This window comes from Burkholderia sp. AU17457 (genome assembly GCF_002223255.1).
Lineage (GTDB): Bacteria > Pseudomonadota > Gammaproteobacteria > Burkholderiales > Burkholderiaceae > Burkholderia > Burkholderia sola.
In genome coordinates this window covers 547,550-569,615 of record NZ_NKFB01000005.1, presented here as the reverse complement: position 1 = coordinate 569,615, position 22,066 = coordinate 547,550, and the positions used below count along the sequence as shown (strand labels likewise).

Here is a 22,066-nt window from a genome sequence, read left to right as displayed (position 1 = left end):
CGGCGATGGCTTGCCGCGCGCCGGTTGTGATCGTCCCGCACGCTACTCCGTCGCCGGTTCCTCCACGCGTTCCGACACGACCGGCGCGCCGGCCCGATGCGACGGCGCGAACAGCCGCAGCCCGCTCGCGACGCTCGCCGCGCCCGCGAAACCCGCACCGAGCATCAACGCAAGCGTCGGCCCGTGGCGGCCCGCGATCCCGAACGACAGCGCCACCAGCGCCGCGCCCGTCGCCTGACCGATCAGCCGCGCGGTCGCGATGATCCCGCTCGCGCCGCCGCTGCGCTCGGGCGGCGCGCTCGACATCAGCGCCTTCAGGTTCGGCGACTGGAAGAAGCCGAAGCCCGCGCCGCACAGCATCATCCGCCAGCCGATGTCGACGACGTCCGGCGACGCCGGCAGCGTGGCAAGCGACACCATGCCCGCACTCAGCAACGCCAGGCCGATCGCGCCGAGCAATCCGGGCGGGTAACGATCCGACAGCCGCCCCGCGATCGGCGCGGCGAGCGCGACGATCGCCGACCACGGCGTCATCAGGAATCCCGTCTCGACCGCGTTGCGATGCAGGACAGTTTCGAAATAGAACGGCAGCGACACGAACGCGAGCCCCTGCGCGGCGAACGCGCACACGGCAGTCAGCGCGGACAGCGTGAACACGGGCCGGCGGAACAGGTCGACCGGCAGCATCGGCGCCGGATGCCCGGCCTGGCGGCGGATCAGCAGCCAGCCGAATGCGAATGCCACCGCGGCCGCCGCGAACACGACCGACAGCGGCCCGCGCTGCGCGAATTCGCCGAGCGCGAAAATCAGCGACGCGAACGTGATCACGTTGAACAGCGCGGCCACCGGATCGAACGCATGCTTGCCGCGCGCCGTCTGCGGCAGCGACGGAATCGCCACCGCAAGCGCGAACACGCCGAGCGGCACGTTCACCGCGAACAGCCACGGCCACGCGGCCACCGACAGGATCAGCGACGCGATCGTCGGCCCCACCGCGAACGACACACCGACGACGAGCGCGTTGAAGCCGACGCCGCGCCCGAGCCGGTGCGCGGGAAACAGGCCGCGGATCAGCGCGACGTTGACGCTCATGATCGCGCTCGCGCCGAAGCCCTGCACGATGCGCGCGGCCGTCAGCATCGGCAGCGTCGCCGCGAGCGAACATCCGAGCGACGCCAGCGTGAACACCGCCAGCCCGGCGACATACACGCGCTTGTGGCCGACGATGTCGCCGAGCGACGCGAACGGCAGCAGCGTCGCGACCATCGCGAGCTGGTACGCGTTGATGATCCATACGGACGCGGCCGGCGACGCATGCAGGTCGGTCGCGATGGCGGGCAGCGCGGTGTTCGCGATCGCGGTGTCGAGCGTCGCGAGCGCGACGGCCAGCAGCACGGCGGACATCGCGCGCCAGTTGACGGCCGGCTCGCGCGCGCCGGCGGGGGAAGCGAATTCGGACAAGATGGGCTCGGCTGACGAGCGACGCGTGGCGCCGCGGATTGAGCGGCGCGGCACCGGATGCTCCGTGCAGCAGCGATGGAGTGCGCGGCACCGCGACCCGTATTGTTGCAGAGCCGTATCGAACGTGCAGGCGAGCGCTTCGTCAGTCAGCGAAACGAAAGCTTCGGCACGCCGCGCCGCGCGCGCGGCATCATCGAAGAAGCAACGATCGGCGGGCTCGCGGCCTGCCGGACGGCGTTCGGCCGGCCGCCGCTATTTACGACACCGCACGCCGCGCATTGCGGCCGCGCAGCCATTCGAGCGCGAGCAGCAGGCTCGTCGAGAAGATGATCAGGATCGTTGCGAGCGCAGCGATCGTCGGACTGATGTTTTCGCGGATGCCCGTGAACATCTGGCGCGGCAGCGTCGTCTGGTCGGCGCCCGCGAGGAACAGCGTGACGACCACTTCGTCGAACGACGTCGCGAACGCGAACAGCGCGCCCGACATCACGCCCGGCGCGATCACCGGCAGCGTCACGCGGAAGAAGGTCGTGACCGGATTCGCGCCGAGCGACAGGCTCGCGCGCACGAGGTTATGGTTGAAGCCCTGCAGCGTCGCGGCCACCGTCGTCACGACGAACGGCACGCCAAGCGCCGCGTGCGCGGCGATCAGCCCCGTGTAGGTATTCGCGAGACCGAGCGGTGCGAAGAACAGGTACATGCCGACGCCGACCACGACGACGGGCACGATCATCGGCGACAACAGTACGGCCATCAGCAGCCCCTTGCCGCGGAAGTCGGCTTTCGTCAGGCCGATGGCCGCGAGCGTGCCGAGCACGGTCGCGACGACGGTCGCCGACGGCGCGACGATGAAGCTGTTCTTCGCGGCCATCCGCCACTCGTCCGAGGCGAGCAGGTTCTCGTACCAGCGCATCGAGAAGCCCGGGATCGGATAGACGAGGAACGTGCTCGACGAGAACGACAGCGGCACGATCGCGAGCACCGGCAGGATCAGGTACAGCAGCGTCAGCACGACGAGCACGCGCAGCGCGACGTACCACGCGCGCTCGACGAACGACATGTGCGGCGCGAACAGCGGCCTGGCGAGTTTCATGATCGGCATCCCCTTCCCGTTTCCCTGTGCCCGGCGCTCAGCCGAGGCTCACGTTGGTGCGCGTGAAGCGCCCGTACACCGCATACAGCACGAGTGTCGCCGCGAGCAGCAGCCCGCCGAGCGCACACGCCATGCCCCAGTTGATCGTCACGTTCGTGAAGTACGCGACGTAGTAGCTGACCATCTGGTCGTTCGGCCCGCCGAGCAGCGCGGGCGTGATGTAGTAGCCGATCGCGAGGATGAACACGAGCAGCGCGCCCGCGCCGACGCCCGGATAGGTCTGCGGCACGTACACGCGCCAGAACGCGGCGAACGGATGGCTGCCGAGCGACACGGCCGCGCGCTGATAGGTCGGCGGGATCGACTTCATCACGCTGTAGAGCGGCAGGATCATGAACGGCAGCAGGATGTGCGTCATCGAGATGTACACGCCGACGCGGTTGAACAGCAGCGTCAGCGGATGCGAGATCAGCCCGCTGCCGAGCAGCGCCGTGTTGATAAGCCCTTCGCTTTGAAGCAGCACGATCCATGCGGCGACGCGCACGAGCACCGATGTCCAGAACGGAATCAGCACGAGGATCATCACGAGGTTCGCACGCCGTTCCGACAGCGTCGAGATCCAGTACGCGAGCGGATAGCCGAGCAGCAGCGCGAACAGCGTGACGGCCACGCCGATCACGAACGTGCGCCCGAAGATCGCGAGGTAGATCGACTGGTCGGGATCGGCCTGCACGATATGGCCGAAGCCGTCCTGCTTGTGATCGAGAGCGGCGAGCAGGTAGAACGGCGACACCTGGCTGCCGTTCTTCGCGATCGACTGCCAGTATGCGACGTCGCCCCAGCGCGCATCGAGATCGATGAATTTCGCGCGGGTCTGCGCGGGCGTCAGCGCCGCGTCGCCCGCGTTACCGTCGCCCTTCAGCGGCATTGCACGCGCCGTCTTCGCGACGAGCGAGCGATAGCCGGGAATCTCGGTGTTCAGGCGCCGCGCGAGCGCGCCCATCGCCTCGCTGTCGGCCACCTTCGTCATGTCGGCCGCGAGCGCGACATAGGCCGCATCCGCCGGCGGCGTCTTGCGGTCCCAGCCCGACAACGCGGCGACCGTGTTCGGCAACGCGGTCGCGATCTCCGGGTTCTGCACCGCGCGCGTGAGCAGCGTGCCGATCGGCACGACGAAAATCAGCAGCAGGAAAATCGCGAGCGGCGCGATCAGCAGCAGCGCCATCGTGCGCTTGCGGGACTCGGCGGCCTTCAGCTCGCGCTTGAGCGCGGCGGTCGACGGCGAGGAAGGCGCGATCGTCATCGTATCCAACGGTTTTCTCCGGCCGGGCACGTTCCGGCGGAATGCCGCGCGACGCGATCGACGCGTCGCGCGGCCGGTTGCATCACGACACCCGTGAGGATGCCTGACCGGTTACTTCGTTGCCCACGCGGCGAAGCGCTGTTCGAGCTCGTCGCTGTGGTCGGTCCAGAAGCCGATGTCCTCCAGTACCGCGTTCTTGCCGTTGGCCGGCGAGTTCGGCAAGTTGGCGAGCGTCTTCGCATCGAGCGACTTGATCGCGGCGACGTTCGTCGGGCCGTACGCGATGTGCTGCGCATACGCCTGCTGCGGCTTCGGCGTCAGCGAGTAAGCGATGTACTGCTCGGCCAGCGCCTTGTTCGGCGAGCCCTTCGGAATCGCCCAGTAGTCGAGGTCGTAGATGCTGCCGTTCCACACGACCTTCAGGTTCTTGCCTTCCTTCTGCGCGGCGTCGATGCGGCCGTTGTACGCGGTCGACATCACGACGTCGCCGGCCACCAGGAACTGCGGCGGCTGCGCGCCCGCTTCCCACCACTGGATGTACGGCTTCAGCTCGTCGAGCTTCTTGAACGCGCGATCCTGGCCGGCCTTCGTGCCGAGCACCTTGTAGACGTCCTTCGTCGCGACGCCGTCGGCCATCAGCGCGAATTCGAGGTTGTACCGCGCGCCCTTGCGCATCCCGCGCTTGCCGGGGAATTTCTTCACGTTCCAGAAATCGGCCCAGCCGGTCGGCGCCGACTTCAGCTTGTCCGCGTTGTACGACAGTGCGGTCGACCACACGAAGAAGCCCACGCCGCACACCTGCGGCGCTTCCGGAATCAGGTCGGATTTCTTCGCGATCTTCGACCAGTCGAGCTTCTCGTACAGCCCTTCGTCGCAGCCGCGGTTCAGGTCGCCCGATTCGACTTCGACCACGTCCCAGTTGACGTGCTTCGCCTCGACCATCGCCTTCACCTTCGCCTGCTCGCCGTTGTACTCGACGGCCGTGACCTTGTTGCCGGTCGCCTTCTCGAACGGCTGGTTGAACGCGACCTTCTGCGCGTCGCCGTTCGCGCCGCCGAAGTTGACGACCGTGAGCTCGGCAGCGGTGGCCGATGCACCGAACGCGACCAGTGCCAGCGCGAGCGCCGTGCGGCGGGCGGTAAAGCTTGCTCGTTTCATGATGGTTCCTCTCCTCTCGTGGTGGAAGTAGGCTTTGTTGTTGACGACGTGCTGCGGAAAACCGGGTAAACCATGCTCACGCGAACACGCGCAGGTGTTCGGGCGAGAACGCAAGCGAGACCGGTGCGCCGGGCGAGAACGCGTCGAGCGCGCCGGTGCCGAGCGGCACCTTCACGAAGCATTCGTCCTGGCCCGGCAGTGCGCAGCGCATGCGCACGTGATCGCCGAAATAGATGAGGCTGCGCGCCTCGCCGCTCACGCAATTGGCGGCGGCGCCATTCGCGCCGTTCGCGCCGTGTGTGGCAAGACTCATGCGCTCGGGGCGGATGCACGCGACGGCCGATGCGCCCTCGGCGGCTTCGCCGATATGGCGGCCGACGAGCTTCGTGCCGTCGTCGAGCCGGAATTCGCAGAATTCGCCGTCGACGCGCGCGATGGTGCCGCGCAGCCGGTTGCTGTCGCCGATGAAGTTCGCGACGAATTCGTTGCATGGCGATTCGTACAGGCGGTCGACGGTGTCGAGCTGCTGCACGATGCCCTTGTCGAACACGGCGACGCGATCGGACATCGTCAACGCCTCGCCCTGGTCGTGGGTCACGTACACGAAGGTCACGCCGAGCTTTTCGTGCAGCGCCTTCAGTTCGTACTGCATGTGTTCGCGCAGCTGCTTGTCGAGCGCGCCGAGCGGCTCGTCCATCAGCACCAGCTTCGGCTCGAACACGAGCGCGCGGGCCAGCGCGATGCGCTGCTGCTGGCCGCCCGACAGTTGCGCCGGATAGCGTTTCGCGAAGCGCTCCATCTGCACCATCTTCAGCGCATGCGCGACGCGCTCCGCGCGCTCGGCGGCCGGCAGCTTGCGCACCGTCAGCGGATACGCGACGTTCTGCTCGACCGTCAGGTGCGGAAACAGCGCGTAGTTCTGGAACACCATGCCGATGTTGCGCTTGTGCGGCGGCACGTTGTTCAGCAGCTCGCCGTCGAGGCGGATCTCGCCGCCGGTCGGGAATTCGAAGCCGGCGAGCATCATCAGGCAGGTCGTCTTGCCCGAGCCGGACGGCCCGAGCAGCGTCAGGAATTCCCCTCGGTGGATGTCGAGGTCGAGCGATTTGACGACCAGCGTCTCGCCGTCGTAGGTCTTCCGCACGCCGCGAAAGCTGACGATCACATCATCGGACTTCATCGTGGCTGTCCCCTTGCTGCGCAACAAAACGTTTATGAACGCCCCAAACCTGTCGCTGCGCGCCAGGCCCCCCGAGGGGGTCAAGAAAACTTGGGGCGGCCCGGCGTTTTCTTGTGAGATGGACCGACTATACGGCCCGCACGGTTCTATACTAGGGAACCATTTCAATATTCCTAGTAGGACCACTTTGGATACCGTGATCCTCGCCGACTGGCTGTCCGCCCGTCTGGACCGCAACTCGCCCGAACCGATGTACCGGCAACTGCTGCAACTGATGCAGCAGGCCATCCTGACCGGGGAATTGGGGCCCGGCACAAAGCTGCCGAGTTCGCGCACGCTCGCGGGCGACCTGTCGATCGCGCGCAATACGGTGCTGCACGTGTACGACCAGCTGACGGCCGAAGGCTACGTGCTGACGACGACCGGCAGCGGCACCTACGTGGCCGACACGCGGCCGGACGCCGCGGCGATCCGTGTGCCGGGCGCCGCGCCGCCGCCGTCGGCCGCCGACGAACTGCCGCCGCCCGACGCACAGGGCAGCCTGTCGATGCGCGGGCGGCAACTGGTCGAGCATGCGGGCGTGTCGCGGCGCCAGTGGGGGGCGTTCATGCCGGGCGTGCCGGACGTGGCGGAATTCCCGAGCCGCACGTGGAGCCGGCTGCAGGCGCGGCTGTGGAAGGAGGCCAATCCGGAACTGCTGACCTATGCGCCGGGCGGCGGCTACCGGCCGCTGCGGCGCGCGCTCGCCGACTACCTGCGCGTCGCGCGCTCGGTCAAATGCTCGCCGGACCAGGTGATCATCACGACCGGTATTCATCAGTCGATCGATCTCGCGGTGCGGCTGCTGTCCGACATCGGCGATCGCGCGTGGGTCGAGGAACCGTGCTACTGGGGCGTGCGCAGCGTGCTGCAGGCGGCCGGCCTCACGCTCGCGCCGGTGCCGGTCGACCAGGAAGGGCTCGACCCGCGCGCGAGCGACATGCAGCATCCGCCGCGGCTCGTGCTCGTCACGCCGTCGCATCAGTACCCGCTCGGGATGGTGATGAGCCTCGCGCGGCGCCGCATGCTGCTCGAATATGCGCGCCAGCACCGCTGCTGGATCATCGAGGACGACTACGACAGCGAATTCCGTTACGGCAGCCGCCCGCTCGCGTCGCTGCAGGGGCTCGACGAGGGTGGCCGCGTGATCTATGTCGGCAGTCTCGGCAAGATGCTGTTCCCGGGGTTGCGGATGGGCTACATGGTCGTACCCGAGCATCTGGTCGACACCTTCCGCACCGGGCTGTCGGAGCTGTATCGGGAAGGCCAGCTGATGCAGCAGGCCGTGCTCGCCGAATTCATCATGGACGGCCACCTCACTTCGCACGTCAGACGAATGCGCACGCTGTACGGCGAGCGCCGGCAACTGATGATCGACGCGATCCGCGCGCGCTTCGGCGACGCGCTGCCGGTGATGGGCGACGAGGCCGGCCTGCATCTGGTGCTCGGCCTGCCCGACGCGTGCGACGATCGCGCGGTCACGCAGAGCGCATTCGACGCGGGCGTGATCGTGCGCCCGCTCACCAGCTACTACAGCAGCCTCGATACCGCGCGGCAGGGTTTGTTGCTCGGCTATGCATGCGTCGCGCACGAAAGCATCCGCCCCGCGTTCGACACGCTCGCCGATACCATCGAGCAACATCTGCCGCGGAACGTCACACGCGCCGCGTGAAGCCTGCCGCACACGGCGGCGCCCGGTTCGTCAATGCGCGCTGCCCGCTCCGCGATCGAGCGACGCCGCGCGCACGGCTTCGCCGGGCTTCGTGAACACACGCTGCCGCAGTGCGGCGATCTGCGCGTCGCGGTCCTGCGGCGACAGGCCGGCCGACTCGATCTGCTCACGCTGCGCCGCGTAGTCCGAGTAACGGCTCTGCCACGATGCATCGTCCTGCTGCATCTGAGCGACGCGCGCGGCGGCTTCGGGGCCGAGCGTCTGCGTCAATTGCGCGCGCATCGCGTCAGGCGTCGCGCCGCGCTTCTGCAATTGCGCGATCTGGTCGATCGCGGCGCGCTGCCGGTCCACCTGCTGCCGCGCCGCGCGTTCGTCGGCCGGCATCTGCTGCTCGAGCGCCGCGAGCCGCTCGGCCTTCTGCGCGTCGGTCAATGAGCGATCCTGGGCAATCTTCAATCGCGCGAGGTCATAGCGCTGACGCCACTGCTCCGCGCCGAAGAACGGCTGGCTCCAGTCGCCGAGCGTGCGATACGCGATCGACGCGCGCTGGTCGAGCGCGAGCTGCAACGCGCCCAGGTCAGCCTTGTCGACCGCACCGGCATCGCTCAATTTGGCGAGCGCATCGAGATACGCGCGGTACCGGCGCCACACGTCGAGCGCCTCGGCCTGTGCGACCGAGCCGTCGAGCTGCGCGGCAATCTCGCGCACGACGAACGCATCGAGCGCGGCCGCGCTCAGGTCGCTCTGCGCGGTCAGGCAATAGTCGAAGAAATCGCGCACTGCGCGCGATTTCGCGAGATGGCCGCCCGCATCGAGCGGCAGGCGCGGCGCGCTGGAACCGGCGAGCGACGTCGGCAACCCCGCACTGGCCGGTACGGCCGGCTGCGGCGCAGCGGCCGCCACGCCGCCCGTCGCGGCCGCATCCGGCACGTCAGCCGCGGCGCCCGTGCCGCGATGCGATCCCGCAGCGCTCCACATCGCGACGCCGGCAATCGCCACCAGTCCCACCACACCGTAGATCGCCGCGCGCCGCGCCAGCGGCGCGCGCCCTTCACGTGCCGCCATCGATCACACGCCCGCGAGTTTCAACCGGTTCGCATGCGTGCGGATCACCGCGACCGGATCTTCCGCATACGCGCCGCGCACGCCGAGCAGCTGGTTGATCTCGTCGATGTGGTTCCACTTGTAGCTCGTGCTCAGCACCTTGCCGTACAGCGCGCTGCACTTCGATACGAGCCCGTCGTTCTGGCCCGAGCCTCGGTTGATCATCACCGTGCCCGTGCCAAGCAGCGCGAGTGTCGACAGGTCGAGCGCGTTCGCCGGATCGACGACCGGAATCGTGCTCGTGTCCGTCGCGCCCGTCACGCCGAGCACGGAAAGCGTCGGCTGGATCGCCGTGCCGGCCCACGAATACAGCAGATGCGTGTTGCCGCCGACGGTTTCGGTCGGCGCGCCGGTCTGGCAGCTTCCGGGCGCGCCGAGGCCCGCGCTCGGATAGTTCTGGTTGTAGGTGGCGGCCTGCGCGGTCGTCAGCGTCTTCAGTGACGCGAGCGCGTCCTGATTCGTGTTGTGGCTGCTGCTCGTCAGGAGCCCGAACACATTGACGAACGCGGCGATCACCGTCGACGACAACCCGGTCGGATCGTATGCGAGCACGCCCTGCACGAAGTCGGCGAACTCGGAGCCGCGATGCGGCGTGCCGATCGTCGTCACCGACGCGACGAGATCGGGTGCGACGGCCGCGACATAGCGCGACGTCAGCCCGCCCTGGCTGTGCCCGACGAGATTGACCTTGGTCGCGCCGGTCGCGGCGAGCACCGTCTTCACGTAAGCGAGCAGCTGTTCGCCGCGCCCGTTCGGGCCGTCGTCGCTCTGGAAGCCCGACAGGTTCGCGACGTAGACGGTCGCGCCATGCTGCTGCAAGTCTTCCTGGATGCCGTACCAGTAGTCGAGTACGCCCGCATACTTGTCGGTGCCGGTCAGCCCGTGCACGAGAATGATCGGATAGCGCGTCGTCGCATAGTTGTCGGCGGGCGCGGTTGCCGCCATTGCCGTGTGCGTCGTCGCGAGCGTCGTCACCGCGATCGTCGCCGCGAACGGCGCGACGCTCATCGCGCATGCCACTGCCCCTGCCATTACCCTTGAACGCATCGATCTGGCCATGCATGTTCTCCTGATTATTGTGCTGCCGGTGCGGATGACACCGGATCGACACGCACGCCGCATTGCGCGCACCGCGTGGGTCGAATGCGGGAGTGAAGCACGACTCGCGAACGTTTGCGCCCCGACTAGATACGGCTCTCTAATCGGTTGACGCGCGCCGCCCGTTCGGGCGGTGCGGCGTTCAGGCACGCGCATGCTGCGACGCACACGCGCGATCCGGGCTACAGCTTCGCGCTCACGCGCACCCATGCGGTACGCCCCGGCTCCATGACCGGCGCGTTCGCCGGATAGCCGAATCCGGCATTGCCGGCGAGGTTCAAATGCTCGGTGTAGGCCTTGTTCAGCACGTTATCGACGCCGACCGAGATCTGTACGGTCTTGCTGACGTTGTACTGCGTATGCAGCGACAACACGCCGAATCCGGCGCTCGGGCCGAAGTCCTTGCCGACCACGTTGCCCTCGTTCGGCGCGTAGCGATGCTGCGGCGCAACGACGCGCCACAGCCCGCCCGCCGACCATGCGCCGCGCGTGTATTCGAGCCCGATGCGCGCTTCGAGCGGCGGCATCTGCGGCAGCGGATCGCCGTTCGCCACGTTGCGCCCCCACGCATACGCGAGCGACGTCTCGACGCGCAGCGGCGCGACCGGCCGCCACGACACGCCGGCTTCGCCGCCCATGATCTGCGCGTTGACGTTGGTGGCCTGCGTGCTCGGGTCCATCATGCCGGCCGCATAGTTGAACAGGATGAAGTCCTGGACGTAGCCCGCGTACGCGGACACCCACGCATCGAACCGGTCGCTCTTGTATTGCGCGCCGACGTCGAGCTGGGTGGTCTTCTCCGGCTGCACCGCCGAGAATGCGTTGACCGAACCGGCCGGCCCGCGCGTCGCGGAAAACAGTTCCCAGTAGTCCGGATAACGCTCCGCGTGGCCGATCCCCGCGTACCACGTGACGGGCAGCGACGCGAGATCGCGCTCGTAGCGCACGAAGCCGCTCGGCAGCACCTTCGTCCGATCGTCGTCGAAAGTCGGATTCGGCTTGCTCGTCATCATCCCGCGCTTCATCGCGCGCTTGTCGCGTGCGCTCGCATAGTCGACGCGCGCGCCGCCGATCACGCGCGCGACGTCGCTCGCATACCACGTCAGCTCGCCGAACACGCCCGCGTTCCACATCGTCGCCTGCGCATCCCACGGCTGGTCGCGGTAGTTCTGCCATCCCATCGACGAACGCGAATCGAGCCGGTTCGACTGCGCATCGACACCCGTGACGAGCTTGACGTCGTCGCCGAAGCGCAACGTCGCGGCCGCACGCGCGCCGACCGTGCGGCGCCGCACGTCCGCGGCCATGCGCATCGGCATGCTGCTCGTCGGGTCGGGCTGCCGCAACGTGTAGTTGTCCATCACGTGATCGGCTTCGTTGTAGTACACGCGCGCCTCGATCCGGTCGAGCACGCCGCCCAGATGCCGCTTGTCGAACGACAGCCCGAACGTCTCGCGGCGAAAATGCGCGCCGTCCATTCCGCGGCCCGCATAGCGCGCATAGCCGTCGCCAGTGCCGGCGGTCAGCTCGACGCGCGTATGGTCGTCGGGCGTCCAGCCGAGCGCTGCATCGGCGTTCCATTTGTCCCACTGCGACGGCACGGTGTTGCCGTTGCCGTCCTGGTAGTCCTGCGAATGCGCGTGGTTCGCGGTGACGCGGCCATAGACGTCCGGCGTGCCGGCGGTCAGGTCGACGTTCTGGTCGTTGCGGCCGAACGATCCGCCGACGAGGCTGCCGTCGACGCGCATGCCGGGTCGCTCGAAACGCGGCGTCACGCGTTCGAACAGCACGGTGCCCGCCGACGCGCCCGGACCGTACAGCACGGTCTGCGGCCCCTTCACGACGGTGACCTTGTCATAGCTTTCCGGCGCGATGTACGACGTCGGCGCATCCATCCGGTTCGGGCACGCGCCAAGCGTCGGCATCCCGTTCGCGAGGATGTTCAGCCGCGATCCGAACATCCCGCGCAGCACGGGGTCGCCGTTCGTGCCGCCGCTGCGGATCGACGTGAAGCCCGGAATCGTCTTCAGGTAATCGGCGCCGTCGCTGGCGGGCAGCGGCTGGCGCGGCGCCTTCGGATCCGTGACGACGACGAGCGGCGTCGACAGCGGCGACGCGACGACTTCGACGGGCGGCAACAGCATGGCCGCATCGCCCGTCGGCGCACCTTCAGCACGCGTGGTGTCGGCAGCGGCAGCGCTCGCGGCCAGCGCGCCGACGGCGAGCGCGGGAACGGTGAGTTTCAGCATGCGCGGCAGAGGCCGCACACCGGCATTGCGTAGCGCCCGCGGCGCACGCAACTGGGAATTGGTCATGATCGAAAGCCCGAGTGACGCCCTCCACGCGGCCTCGACGGGCCGCACGGATAGTGGCGGTGATAAGAACGGAAGAAACGCGTCAGACGCGCTCGGGCGGTGCGCGCGGATAGGCGCGCGGATAGCGGTCGCCGCGTGCCGCGACGGCAAGCGACGCGACGGCGGAAACGGAAACGACGGGAATGGAGCCGACCGACACGGCGGCAGGCGCGCCGATGGCCGGGCTATGCGCGAAGAAGCCGCAGTAGCCGCATGCGTCGAGATGCAGCGCATGATCTTGCATGCCGCGCGCATCGGACGAACGATGCGCAGCATGCTCCGTACTGCAGACGATCGCCTCGGGCGTGGCCGTCTGTGCGATACGCCACTGCGACACCAGCGGCGCCGCGATCGCGATCCAGATCGCGAGCAGGCCAAGCCAGGCAGTCAGGTGACGATGTCGGTGCAGCATGTACGGCAACGAGTCAGCGGAATGTAAAAAAACAGCCGCGATGTTACAGAATGTTCAACGTGATGACCAGTGCGGACGCACGGTAAACGAACCGGGGGCGCATGGTTGTCGACACAACCATGCGCCCCCGCGTGCTGCACGTGCCGGCAGCCGGACGATCAGGGAACCATGCGCCGCAGCACGTCGTCGCGCCGGATGAAATGATGGTAGAGCGCGGCCAGCGCATGCAGGCCGATCACGAAGTAGAACGCATTGCCGATCAGCTCGTGCACCTCCTTGATCGTGGGCCGCAGCGCCTTGTCGGGGCCGAACAGCGTGAACGACACGCCGAGCCAGTCGAGCGACACCGGCTTGCCGCCCATGTTGATCGTCATGATGCCGAGCAGCGGCTGCGCGATGATGAACGCGTAAAGCGCAAAATGCGCGAGCTTCGACAGCCAGCGCAGCAGCGTCGTCTGCGGAATCGGTTCCGGCACGCGGCTGACGACGCGCCACAGCACGCGCAGCACCGACAGCACGAGGACGAACGTACCGGCCGTCAGGTGCACGTTCATCCAGAACGCCCGGCTGTCGCTACCCTTCGGTCCGCGGATCTCGATGGCCAGGTAGGCCAGCGCGACCAGCAGGAAGATGGCCCAGTGGAAGAAGATCGCGGGCGAGCTGTAGCGCGTCTGTTTTGCGAGGATGTTTTTCATGCTTCGTCTCGTGTCGTATTCGGGAAGGGGCGCCTACTGCAAACGGTCGGCGCCCGGCAAAGCTGTGGCGATTGTAGCCGCACGGGCGTCCGGTCTTGCACGGCGCGATCAAATATCCGATGAATCGTCGGCGCGCGCCGCGCGTCGGCGCGTCCTATGGAAAATCCGCATCGCGCGCCCGGGCGGCTGTGGCACGATGAAGCTTTGGTGCGACGGCGCGCGGGCATCATGAGCAAAGCGTTCTTCGTTGCGGCCTACCGGCTGATCGCCGCATTGCTCGCGGTGTCCACCACGCTGCACAGCGTCGCCGACTACTGGCGCCTGCCAAGCTTCCATCTCGGCAACTACCTCAGCTACTTCACGCAACTGAGCAGCCTCTACGCGGCCGCGATACTGGCCGCGGGGCTGTGGCGCATCGCGCGCCCCGGCTCGGCCCGCTACGAATCGATGCGCGGCGCGGCCGTGCTGTACGTGCTGATCACCGCGATCGTCTACGAGTTGCTGCTTGCGCGGCTCGATGCGCTGCTCCACGTCACGCCGGCGTTCAACAACTGGGTATTGCACCGGATCGTGCCGCTCGTGATGCTGTGCGACTGGCTGTATGTCGAACCGCGCTCGCCGATTCCGCGCCGCAGTGCGTTCGCGTGGCTCGGCTTTCCGGTCGTCTATCTCGGCTATACGCTCGTGCGCGGCGCGGTGGAGAACTGGTACCCCTACCCGTTCGTCGATCCGCGGCCGCACGGCTACCTGCCCGTCGCGATCCAGTGTTCGCTGATCGCGCTCGGCGCGGCGGCGCTCGCGTTGTGCATTTGCTGGCTCGGTAATCATGCGAGACAGTCTGGCAGCGCGACGCTTAAGGAAGGATGAAGGCGGGAAAGGTGAAAGAGGCGGGAACGTGTGCGCCGGCAGGCGCACACGTGGCGATACCGACGATCAACCGCCGTTGCGCGGCAGGAAGTTCATCGGATCGACGACCTTGCCGTTCTGGCGGACTTCGAACTCGAACGTCGAGCGACCGCTCGCGTCGATGCCCATTTCGGCGACCGGCTGGCCCTGACGCACCGCGTCGCCTTCGTTGACGAGCAGCTTGCCGTTGTGCCCGTAGGCCGTGATGAGCCCGTTGTCGTGCTTCAGGATCACGAGCGGACCGTATGCCTTGACGCCGGAGCCGGCGTACACGACGCGCCCGTTTGCCGCGGCCCGCACCGAATGGTCGGGCCCGGATGCGGCGATCACGACGCCGCGCGTCTTGCCGGCCGAGAACGGCGCCGCGACGACGCCCGTGGCCGGCCATGCGAGCGAGCCCGGCTGGGCGGCGGCCGCGGGCGGTTGCCCGTACGAGGTCGCGGCCTGCGGCGGCGCGACCCGCAGAACCTGGCCCGGCGACACGGCGTCCGTGGGCGCCATGCGGTTCCAGTTGGCGACGTCCTGCACGCGCTGCCCGTAGGCGTTCGCGATGCCCGCCAGCGTATCGCCCGGGTTCACGCGGTAATAACCGGCAATCACGCCCGGCGTCGCCGCCGACGTGGGCGCCGGCTGGCGCGTGGGCTGCCAGCTGTCGGTCCACGGCGTCATCGTGCAGCCCGCCAGCGCAATGGCCGCGGCGACGAGCGCCGCCTGCGGCAGCCAGCGCGTGAGCGCGTCGTGGATGGGAATAGTTTCTCTCAAGGGTCCTCCCGGATTTGCGTCGTTGCGCCGCCCACCGCCCCCCGGCGCGCGACGCACGATGTCCGGCCGAACGGCCGGATCAATCAGTATCCGACCGCTTTCGCGGCCGTCAGTTTCCACAGCGGAACGTGGGTGCGAAGCGCTCACCGGCCCTTTTTCGCATCGTCCCGATCGGCAAAGATACCATTTGTCGCGGTCAGGGCCCCGACAGTTGCCCGATCCGGAAACAATCTTGCGGCGTCGCGCGGGCCCCCGGCGGCCTGCGAGCCGTGTCGGGCGGGCCGCCCGGTGGCCGCTTGCGGTTTTTCGCGGAGGCGCCCCCGGCGGCTGCCGGATCGGCGGCGTCATATTGTCCGCTTCGATCGCCGCCTATACTCGGTGATGCGCAGCGCGATCCAACGACAACGAGGAGCATGACAATGAATAACGCGACGTTTCTTTCCGTGCAGCTCGACGCCGACGATTTCGCCGGTTCCAGCGGTCTGGTCGAATTGCTCAACCGGCACCTGCTGTTCGCGACCGACGTCGCCGAAGCGGCCGATGCTCTCGTCCAGCTGGCGAGCGTCACGCACCTGACCGGCGCCACGCGCCACAGCGTCGAGCTGCCGGTCCTCGCGATCGAACGGCTGCGCGACGCGCTCGACACGCTGAGCGGTTACGACGAAACGTGGCTGCAGGTGCTGGAACCGGCGGAAGCGCTGTTCCGCGATATCGGGCGCGGCAGACGCCCGCTGCACTGAATGCCGGCGCATTGCGCGCCGCCAATGAAAACAGCCCGTCGTTCCGTTATGCGGAACGACGGGCTGTTGTACTACAGGGGGTCAGATTGGGTCGCCAGCGCGGCCGTACCATTAACGACCCTTGTAGACCGGTGCGCCGTCAGCGATACGCTTGACTTGCCAGCCGGTCTTGGCGGCAGCCGGTACGCCCGATTCCTGGCCGGCGGCCGGTTGTGCGCCGTAGCCGGTCGTGTCGGCGGCAGCGACGTTCTGTTGCGGGTTCACACGTGCTTCAGCAGCCTGGATGCCTTCCGGGTAGTTGGTCCGGTCGCTGCCCAGCTTGTAGCCGGCCTGTTGGAGCTGGACCAGTTCGGCCTTCACCTGGGCACGGGTGACGGGCGCGTTCTGTTGGGCGAACGAGACGGCGGGGACGGCGAGGACAGCAGCAGCAGCGAACGTTGCGATCAGCGATTTCATGATTACCTCCGGGATTTTTTTGCTCCGCCGCACACACCATGTCTGCAGCGATGGAACAGAGTTTAGTCCCGGCAACACCTAGGGAAAACCATGAAAGAACGAAAACACTGTTTCCCCGGAGCCAACAATGCTGGCATCCGGGATAGAAAAACCCTATTCAGAGAATAGATTTTCGCAACAATGCTGTCCTCGCCAGCCGGTCAGGACCAGTTCGCGTGGAAGCTGCCCGGCTTGTCGGTGCGCTCGAACGTATGCGCGCCGAAGAAGTCGCGCTGCGCCTGCACAAGATTCGCCGGCAGCCGCTCGGAACGATAGCTGTCGAAGTACGCGACCGCCGATGCGAACGCCGGAACCGGCACGCCGGCCTTCACCGCGGCCACCACGACGTCGCGCAGCGCGGTCTGGTAGTTCGCGGCGATGTCCTTGAAGTACGGGTCGAGCAGCAGGTTCGCGAGCGCCGGATCCTTCGCGTATGCGTCGGTGATCTTCTGCAGGAAGCGCGCGCGGATGATGCAGCCCGCGCGGAAGATCTTCGCGATCGTCCCGAGATCGAGGTTCCAGCCGTATTCTTCCGACGCCGTGCGCAGTTGCGCGAAGCCCTGCGCGTACGAGATCACCTTGCTCAGGTACAGCGCGCGGCGCACCGCTTCGACGAACGCGGCGCGATCGCCGTCGAACGGCGCGGCGGCCGGGCCCGACAGGATCTTGCTCGCCGCGACGCGCTCGGTCTTCAGCGACGACAGCACGCGCGCGAACACCGACTCCGTGATGAGCGGCAGCGGCACGCCGAGATCCAGCGCGTTCTGGCTCGTCCATTTGCCGGTGCCCTTCTGCGCGGCGCGATCGAGGATCACGTCGACGAGGTGCTTGCCGGTCTCTTCGTCCTTCTTGCCGAAGATCTTCGACGTGATCTCGATCAGGTAGCTGTCGAGCTCGCCCTGGTTCCATTCGGTGTACACCGCGCCGAGTTCGTCGTTGGTCAGGCCCGCAACGTCCTTCAGCACCGAGTAGCTTTCGGCGATCAGCTGCATGTCGCCGTATTCGATGCCGTTGTGGACCATCTTCACGTAGTGGCCCGCTCCGTCCGGGCCCATGTACGCGACGCACGGCTCGCCGTCCGACGGCGCCTTCGCGGCGATCTGCTTGAGGATCGGCTCGACGAGATCGTACGCGTCGCGCTGGCCGCCCGGCATGATCGACGGACCGCGCAGCGCGCCCTCTTCGCCGCCCGACACGCCGGTGCCGATGAAATGCAGGCCCGACTGCGCGAGTTCCTGGTTGCGGCGGATCGTGTCGGTAAAGTGCGTATTGCCGCCGTCGATCAGCACGTCGCCCTTTTCGAGCAGCGGCTTCAGCGATGCGATCGTCGCATCGGTGGCTTCCCCGGCCTTCACCATCATCAGGATCCGGCGCGGCGTTTCGAGCGACGCGACGAATTCCTCGAGCGTATAGGTCGGCACCAGATTGCGGCCGGGGAATTCGGCGATCAGTTCGTCGGTTTTCTCGCGACTGCGGTTGAACACCGACACCGCGTAACCGCGGCTCTCGATATTGAGTGCGAGATTGCGGCCCATCACCGCGAGCCCGATCACACCGATTGCTTGTTTGCCCATTAGTCAATTCTCCGGAAAAAACGGGGCGCGACCCGAGCCGGACCGCGCGCACAGGCGAAAGGATAGTGGAAACCCGGCGGCGCTGCCCGCTCGCGTGTCATTGCTCCGCGTGCGGCAGGCGCCGGAACGCGACGCTCAGGTTGTTCGCCGGCATCTCGACGACCTCGATGCAGTCGAGCCCGCGATCGAGCCCGAGCGCGACGACGGTCTCGAGATCGCGCACGCCCCACGACGGGTCGCGGCTGCGCAACTGGCGGTCGAAGGCTTCGTTCGACGGCGCCGTATGCCGGCCTTCGCGACGGTACGGGCCGTACAGGAACAGCACGCCGCCCGGCCGCAGCACGCGCGACGCGCCTGCGAACAGCGCTTCCGTACAGGCCCACGGCGAGATGTGGATCATGTTGATGCAAACGATCGCGTCGAGCGCCGCGACCGGCCACAGCGTGTCGCGCACGTCGAACGCCAGCGGCCCGGCGACGTTCGCGAGGCCCGCATGCGCGACCCACGCGGCGATCGAACGCCGCGCCTGCGCGTCGGGATCGCTCGGCTGCCAGTGCAGGCCCGGCAACGCCTGCGCGAAGTGAACGACGTGCTGCCCGGTGCCGCTCGCGATTTCGAGCACGCTGCCGGTCGCCGGCAGCACGCGGCGGAGCACGTCGAGGATCGGCCCGCGATTACGTTCGGCCGCCGGCGCCGACAGCCGCGCGGACGGATCGTGAGAAGAAGCGTCGCCGGTCACGATGCACGCTCCGCCGTGTCGCTGTCGATGTTGCTTCCGAGCCCCAGCCGCGTCACGAGTGCGTCGAGCGCGGATGCACAGCGCGCCTCGACCTTCAGCGTCAGCATCGGGTCGGCGCGCGTATGGCCGAGATTGAGTGCGGCAATCGGCTTGTGCTGCGCCTGCGCCCACACGCAGAAGCGGTAGCCGGAATACACCATCAGCGACGAGCCGACGACGAGCAGCGCGTCGGCCGCTTCAAGCGCCTGCGACGCCAGCGCCACGCGCTCGCGCGGCACGTTTTCACCGAAGAACACCACCGCCGGCTTCAGCAGGCCGCCGCACGCGGGGCACGCCGGGATGCGGAACGTATCGAGCGCGGCCCATTCGAGATGCGCGTCGCCGTCCGCGGCCGGCTCGGCCTGCGCGCCCAGCAGTTCGGGATTGTCGGCTTCGAGCACGGTCTGGATCGTCGCCCGCGCATGATGCGCGCCGCAGTCGAGGCAGGTCACGCCGTTGATGCCGCCGTGCAGTTCGATCACGTCGTCGCTGCCCGCGCGCTGATGCAGGCCGTCGACGTTCTGCGTGACGAGACGCTCGATCCGGCCCGCGCCGCCGAGCCGCGCCAGCGCGACATGCGACCCGTTCGGCCGCGCGCGGCCAACCACGGGCCAGCCGATCATGCTGCGTGCCCAGTAGCGGCGCCGCGCGGCATCGGAGCCGAGGAATTCGTTGAGCTGGATCGGCGGCGAGCGCATCCATTGGCCGTTGCGGTCGCGGTAGCCGGGAATGCCGGAATCGGTGCTGATGCCCGCGCCGGTCAGCACGAGCAGGCGCGGATGACGCTCGACGAACGTCTGCAGCGCATCGAGCGCGGCCGGATCGACGTCGGCGAGGGAGGGGTCGGGCAAGGCTTTGTCGTTCATGTTGGCAACGTGATCGGGCGCGCCGGCAGGCCGTGCGCCCGCACGGGCGGCCACGCGCGCCAGCACATGATACAGAACGCCGTGCGATCGGGCGGGCTGCCGCCGCGGCACGCAACAGGACGCAAAAAGACGCCCATCGCCGCTCGGCGACGGGCGCTCCAACAATTGATCCATCGGGGTAGTGGATCAACTGACAGCACAATGTTGCGACGCCCGTCGTACCGCGATCGACGGACGCTCCCCCGGACTTCACGTGTTCCGCACTGCCGCGCACATCGGCGCGTCATCGGCTTTCCAGACCCGGTCCTGTTCGTCGCGCTCGTCACGCCGCCGTCATGCGCGGCGTGCAAGCGCATTCGCCGCGCGACGGTGTGCGTTGCGCCATGGCATGACGATTCGGGATCCGGGCCGCGGCCATCCGCCCGCGTTCGCGGTTCATCCCGGACGGCCGACCGGCGTTGGTCGGACGCGTGCGTCACGCTTGCACGCCGTCGTTCAGAACGAACCCGATTGTTCAGATGGAACGGAAAGCCGCTCGCTCACGTCGCCGCGATCAACGGCGAAGCGAATACCCTGGCAGGTCGGCGATTCATGCTTGCAACACGGCATGTTGCGTTTCGGTCTTTTTTCATTCTCTTGTCCCCGTCTTCGATACATCCGACCCACTGAAGCGATTGCCGGGCTGACTGCACCTGCGATCGCGCTCACGGCCCATACAACCATGCAAGGAGCGCACCATGCTTCATGCCGCAAGGCCGCGCGGGCATATCCGGGGCCGCGGGCAGGCATCGCGCCCCGTCAGAAAGCGCGAATGTTTCGAAACTGAAACGCACCGCCGGCGTCGCCGGTATCGTCCGGTCGCGGCCTTGCCGCGCGGGCAGCCGCCTTGCAATCCCCCCACGATTGGCGTCGCACGCGCACGGACTTGCCCTTTCCCGCGGCGCGCCACCGCCCGACCGGTACCCGCACTCGCCGCATGTCCGACACGAGGCACGGGCTGGATATCGACTACCGCACGCTGTTCCACGGCACCGATCGCGACAACCGCGCGTCGCAATGCGCGGCGTTCCGCCCTGGGGCGCGCGTTGCGGAGCGGATAGCGCGGAGTTTGCGCCGTCCCGCTCGCGCATCGAACAAACACGCTAGCATTCGGACACGGAGCGCCGCACGCTTGCGCTGCCTCGCCGCCAAGGATCCACCATGACCCCACCCGCTTCCGCCCATCCCGACGTCGCGCATCGCGTCTTCTCGGCCGGGCGGCTGTCGATCGGCCTCACGCTTCCGCTGCTTCGCGGCGGCCACGTCGTCGCGGACTTCAACGAGCAGCTCGAACTCGCCGCGCTGGCCGATTCGCTCGGCTTTCGCGCGCTGTGGATTCGCGACGTGCCGCTGAACAGCGCCGATTATCCGGACCCGGTCGGCCACCTCGACCCGTGGGTACTGCTCGGCGCACTCGCGTCGCGCACCCGCCGGATCGCGCTCGCCAGCGGCGCGATCGTGCTGCCGCTGCGTCATCCGCTGCATATCGCGAAAGGCGCGCTGTCGGTCGCGACGCTGTCGGGCGGGCGCTTCATCCTCGGGCTCGGCTCCGGCGACCGGCCGCCCGAATATGCGGCGTTCGGCGTCGACGCGGAAACGCGGCGCGACCGCTATCGCGCGCACTGGGACGTCGTCGCGGCCGCGCTCGGCGTGCCGTCGCGCGTGCTGCCCGACCAGACGCCACCCGATGCGCCCGCATTCACGCTGCTGCCGCGCGACGGCGACGCGGTGCCGATGCTGGCGGTCGGCTCGGGCGGACAGAGCGTCGACTGGATCGCCCGTCATTCGATCGGCTGGATGACGTATCACCGCGATCCGGATACGCAGCGCGCCCGCTATTCGATGTGGCGCGCGGCGGTCGACCGGCTCGCATCGCCGGCATTTCGCGCGTTCGGCGTAGCGATGCGGCTCGATCTCGCCGCGCATCCGGATACGCCCGCCACCGCGCTGCCGCTCGGTTATGCAACCGGGCGCCGCGCGTTGGTCGACATTCTGCAGGACATGCAGGCGGCCGGGACGCACCATGTCACGCTGAACCCGGGATCGGACCGGCCGGTGCGCGACGTCATCGAGGAAATCGCCGAACATGTGTTGCCGGTCTTTCACGACGAGCAAGCGTGATTCGTCAGGAATCCCGATCCATACGATGCGATTCAAGCACTGATCGGGGCCGGACGAACACTCACGCAGCGGCGCATCGCTGACCGGAACCGGCAAACGCGTGTTACAGACGCCTTACGACCGGACAAACAGGACGTTCCCGCGATGTCGGACGGCCGACGACCTGTATCCGGCGCCTTCATGCCCGATTCAAATCGTCGGCGACGGAACTATTCG

19 protein-coding genes are annotated in these 22,066 nt (G+C 67.8%); 4 read left to right on the top strand and 15 right to left on the bottom strand.

The window, feature by feature from the left end:
• Window positions 1-42: 42 nt before the first annotated feature.
• The 5 genes from CFB49_RS19805 to CFB49_RS19785 form a co-directional block, all read right to left on the bottom strand.
• Window positions 43-1,461: an MFS transporter gene (locus CFB49_RS19805; RefSeq protein WP_089492095.1), complete on the bottom strand. Its 1,419-nt coding sequence runs from the start codon at window positions 1,459-1,461 to the stop codon at window positions 43-45.
• A 256-nt stretch (window positions 1,462-1,717) separates the two neighbouring features.
• Window positions 1,718-2,554 carry an ABC transporter permease gene (locus tag CFB49_RS19800; RefSeq protein WP_089437063.1) on the bottom strand — a complete coding sequence of 279 codons (837 nt, stop codon included), beginning with the start codon at window positions 2,552-2,554 and terminating at the stop codon, window positions 1,718-1,720.
• A 37-nt stretch (window positions 2,555-2,591) separates the two neighbouring features.
• Window positions 2,592-3,857 carry an ABC transporter permease gene (locus CFB49_RS19795; RefSeq protein ID WP_069618665.1) on the bottom strand — a complete coding sequence of 422 codons (1,266 nt, stop codon included), beginning with the start codon at window positions 3,855-3,857 and terminating at the stop codon, window positions 2,592-2,594.
• Window positions 3,858-3,968: 111 nt separating this feature from the next.
• Window positions 3,969-5,015, bottom strand: a complete 1,047-nt coding sequence (locus CFB49_RS19790) for an ABC transporter substrate-binding protein (protein WP_089436186.1) — start codon at window positions 5,013-5,015, stop codon at window positions 3,969-3,971.
• A 76-nt stretch (window positions 5,016-5,091) separates the two neighbouring features.
• Window positions 5,092-6,195 (bottom strand): ABC transporter ATP-binding protein, encoded by a 1,104-nt coding sequence (locus tag CFB49_RS19785; RefSeq protein WP_089492094.1) that lies wholly within the window; start codon window positions 6,193-6,195, stop codon window positions 5,092-5,094.
• A gap of 187 nt (window positions 6,196-6,382) precedes the next feature.
• Here CFB49_RS19785 and pdxR point away from each other — a divergent pair, with 187 nt between their 5' ends.
• Complete coding sequence (gene pdxR / locus CFB49_RS19780) at window positions 6,383-7,906, top strand: MocR-like pyridoxine biosynthesis transcription factor PdxR (protein ID WP_089492093.1); 1,524 nt, start codon at window positions 6,383-6,385, stop codon at window positions 7,904-7,906.
• A gap of 30 nt (window positions 7,907-7,936) precedes the next feature.
• Here pdxR and CFB49_RS19775 read toward each other — a convergent pair whose 3' ends face one another.
• The 5 genes from CFB49_RS19775 to CFB49_RS19750 form a co-directional block, all read right to left on the bottom strand.
• Window positions 7,937-8,971 carry a lipase secretion chaperone gene (locus tag CFB49_RS19775; protein ID WP_089492092.1) on the bottom strand — a complete coding sequence of 345 codons (1,035 nt, stop codon included), beginning with the start codon at window positions 8,969-8,971 and terminating at the stop codon, window positions 7,937-7,939.
• Window positions 8,972-8,974: 3 nt separating this feature from the next.
• The gene (locus CFB49_RS19770) at window positions 8,975-10,069 is read right to left on the bottom strand and encodes a triacylglycerol lipase (RefSeq protein ID WP_089492091.1); all 1,095 of its coding nucleotides are present in this window, start codon (window positions 10,067-10,069) and stop codon (window positions 8,975-8,977) included.
• 221 nt (window positions 10,070-10,290) lie between these two features.
• On the bottom strand, window positions 10,291-12,423 hold the full coding sequence (locus CFB49_RS19765; RefSeq protein ID WP_089492090.1) for a TonB-dependent copper receptor: 2,133 nt from the start codon (window positions 12,421-12,423) through the stop codon (window positions 10,291-10,293).
• A gap of 82 nt (window positions 12,424-12,505) precedes the next feature.
• Window positions 12,506-12,874, bottom strand: coding sequence for a DUF2946 domain-containing protein (locus CFB49_RS19755; protein ID WP_089492089.1), 369 nt, complete (start codon window positions 12,872-12,874; stop codon window positions 12,506-12,508).
• A 158-nt stretch (window positions 12,875-13,032) separates the two neighbouring features.
• On the bottom strand, window positions 13,033-13,569 hold the full coding sequence (locus CFB49_RS19750) for a cytochrome b (protein ID WP_089436179.1): 537 nt from the start codon (window positions 13,567-13,569) through the stop codon (window positions 13,033-13,035).
• A gap of 228 nt (window positions 13,570-13,797) precedes the next feature.
• Here CFB49_RS19750 and CFB49_RS19745 point away from each other — a divergent pair, with 228 nt between their 5' ends.
• Window positions 13,798-14,436: a Pr6Pr family membrane protein gene (locus CFB49_RS19745; protein WP_069618667.1), complete on the top strand. Its 639-nt coding sequence runs from the start codon at window positions 13,798-13,800 to the stop codon at window positions 14,434-14,436.
• Window positions 14,437-14,502: 66 nt separating this feature from the next.
• Here the strand turns inward: CFB49_RS19745 and CFB49_RS19740 are convergent, their stop codons facing one another.
• Window positions 14,503-15,237, bottom strand: a complete 735-nt coding sequence (locus CFB49_RS19740; RefSeq protein WP_069618485.1) for a M23 family metallopeptidase — start codon at window positions 15,235-15,237, stop codon at window positions 14,503-14,505.
• 419 nt (window positions 15,238-15,656) lie between these two features.
• Between CFB49_RS19740 and CFB49_RS19735 the strand changes: the two genes are divergently transcribed.
• On the top strand, window positions 15,657-15,977 hold the full coding sequence (locus tag CFB49_RS19735) for a hypothetical protein (protein ID WP_011694691.1): 321 nt from the start codon (window positions 15,657-15,659) through the stop codon (window positions 15,975-15,977).
• A 111-nt stretch (window positions 15,978-16,088) separates the two neighbouring features.
• Here CFB49_RS19735 and CFB49_RS19730 read toward each other — a convergent pair whose 3' ends face one another.
• The 4 genes from CFB49_RS19730 to CFB49_RS19715 all read right to left on the bottom strand — a co-directional run bounded on the left by CFB49_RS19730 (window position 16,089) and on the right by CFB49_RS19715 (window position 19,690).
• Window positions 16,089-16,433: a DUF4148 domain-containing protein gene (locus tag CFB49_RS19730; protein ID WP_069618486.1), complete on the bottom strand. Its 345-nt coding sequence runs from the start codon at window positions 16,431-16,433 to the stop codon at window positions 16,089-16,091.
• A gap of 200 nt (window positions 16,434-16,633) precedes the next feature.
• Window positions 16,634-18,046: an NADP-dependent phosphogluconate dehydrogenase gene (gene gndA, locus CFB49_RS19725; protein ID WP_006479382.1), complete on the bottom strand. Its 1,413-nt coding sequence runs from the start codon at window positions 18,044-18,046 to the stop codon at window positions 16,634-16,636.
• A 97-nt stretch (window positions 18,047-18,143) separates the two neighbouring features.
• Entirely contained in the window at window positions 18,144-18,785 is a 642-nt protein-coding gene (locus CFB49_RS19720; protein ID WP_089492088.1) for a DUF938 domain-containing protein, read from the bottom strand.
• Window positions 18,782-19,690 (bottom strand): NAD-dependent protein deacetylase, encoded by a 909-nt coding sequence (locus CFB49_RS19715; RefSeq protein ID WP_069618489.1) that lies wholly within the window; start codon window positions 19,688-19,690, stop codon window positions 18,782-18,784. Before CFB49_RS19715 ends, CFB49_RS19720 begins: the two co-directional genes overlap by 4 nt.
• 1,200 nt (window positions 19,691-20,890) lie before the next feature.
• Here CFB49_RS19715 and CFB49_RS19705 point away from each other — a divergent pair.
• Entirely contained in the window at window positions 20,891-21,850 is a 960-nt protein-coding gene (locus CFB49_RS19705) for an LLM class oxidoreductase (RefSeq protein ID WP_089436177.1), read from the top strand.
• Window positions 21,851-22,066 lie beyond the last annotated feature (216 nt).

What these genes read in the sequence shown, in the direction of transcription:
- CFB49_RS19800 (WP_089437063.1), bottom strand. Translation starts at nt 2,554, where the DNA reads ATGAAACTCGCCAGGCCGCTGTTCGCGCCGCACATGTCGTTCGTCGAG.
- CFB49_RS19795 (WP_069618665.1), bottom strand. Translation starts at nt 3,857, where the DNA reads ATGACGATCGCGCCTTCCTCGCCGTCGACCGCCGCGCTCAAGCGCGAG.
- CFB49_RS19790 (WP_089436186.1), bottom strand. Translation starts at nt 5,015, where the DNA reads ATGAAACGAGCAAGCTTTACCGCCCGCCGCACGGCGCTCGCGCTGGCA.
- CFB49_RS19785 (WP_089492094.1), bottom strand. Translation starts at nt 6,195, where the DNA reads ATGAAGTCCGATGATGTGATCGTCAGCTTTCGCGGCGTGCGGAAGACC.
- CFB49_RS19775 (WP_089492092.1), bottom strand. Translation starts at nt 8,971, where the DNA reads ATGGCGGCACGTGAAGGGCGCGCGCCGCTGGCGCGGCGCGCGGCGATC.
- CFB49_RS19770 (WP_089492091.1), bottom strand. Translation starts at nt 10,069, where the DNA reads ATGGCCAGATCGATGCGTTCAAGGGTAATGGCAGGGGCAGTGGCATGC.
- CFB49_RS19765 (WP_089492090.1), bottom strand. Translation starts at nt 12,423, where the DNA reads ATGACCAATTCCCAGTTGCGTGCGCCGCGGGCGCTACGCAATGCCGGT.
- CFB49_RS19755 (WP_089492089.1), bottom strand. Translation starts at nt 12,874, where the DNA reads ATGCTGCACCGACATCGTCACCTGACTGCCTGGCTTGGCCTGCTCGCG.
- CFB49_RS19750 (WP_089436179.1), bottom strand. Translation starts at nt 13,569, where the DNA reads ATGAAAAACATCCTCGCAAAACAGACGCGCTACAGCTCGCCCGCGATC.
- CFB49_RS19745 (WP_069618667.1), top strand. Translation starts at nt 13,798, where the DNA reads ATGAGCAAAGCGTTCTTCGTTGCGGCCTACCGGCTGATCGCCGCATTG.
- CFB49_RS19735 (WP_011694691.1), top strand. Translation starts at nt 15,657, where the DNA reads ATGAATAACGCGACGTTTCTTTCCGTGCAGCTCGACGCCGACGATTTC.
- CFB49_RS19730 (WP_069618486.1), bottom strand. Translation starts at nt 16,433, where the DNA reads ATGAAATCGCTGATCGCAACGTTCGCTGCTGCTGCTGTCCTCGCCGTC.
- gndA (WP_006479382.1), bottom strand. Translation starts at nt 18,046, where the DNA reads ATGGGCAAACAAGCAATCGGTGTGATCGGGCTCGCGGTGATGGGCCGC.
- CFB49_RS19715 (WP_069618489.1), bottom strand. Translation starts at nt 19,690, where the DNA reads ATGAACGACAAAGCCTTGCCCGACCCCTCCCTCGCCGACGTCGATCCG.
- CFB49_RS19705 (WP_089436177.1), top strand. Translation starts at nt 20,891, where the DNA reads ATGACCCCACCCGCTTCCGCCCATCCCGACGTCGCGCATCGCGTCTTC.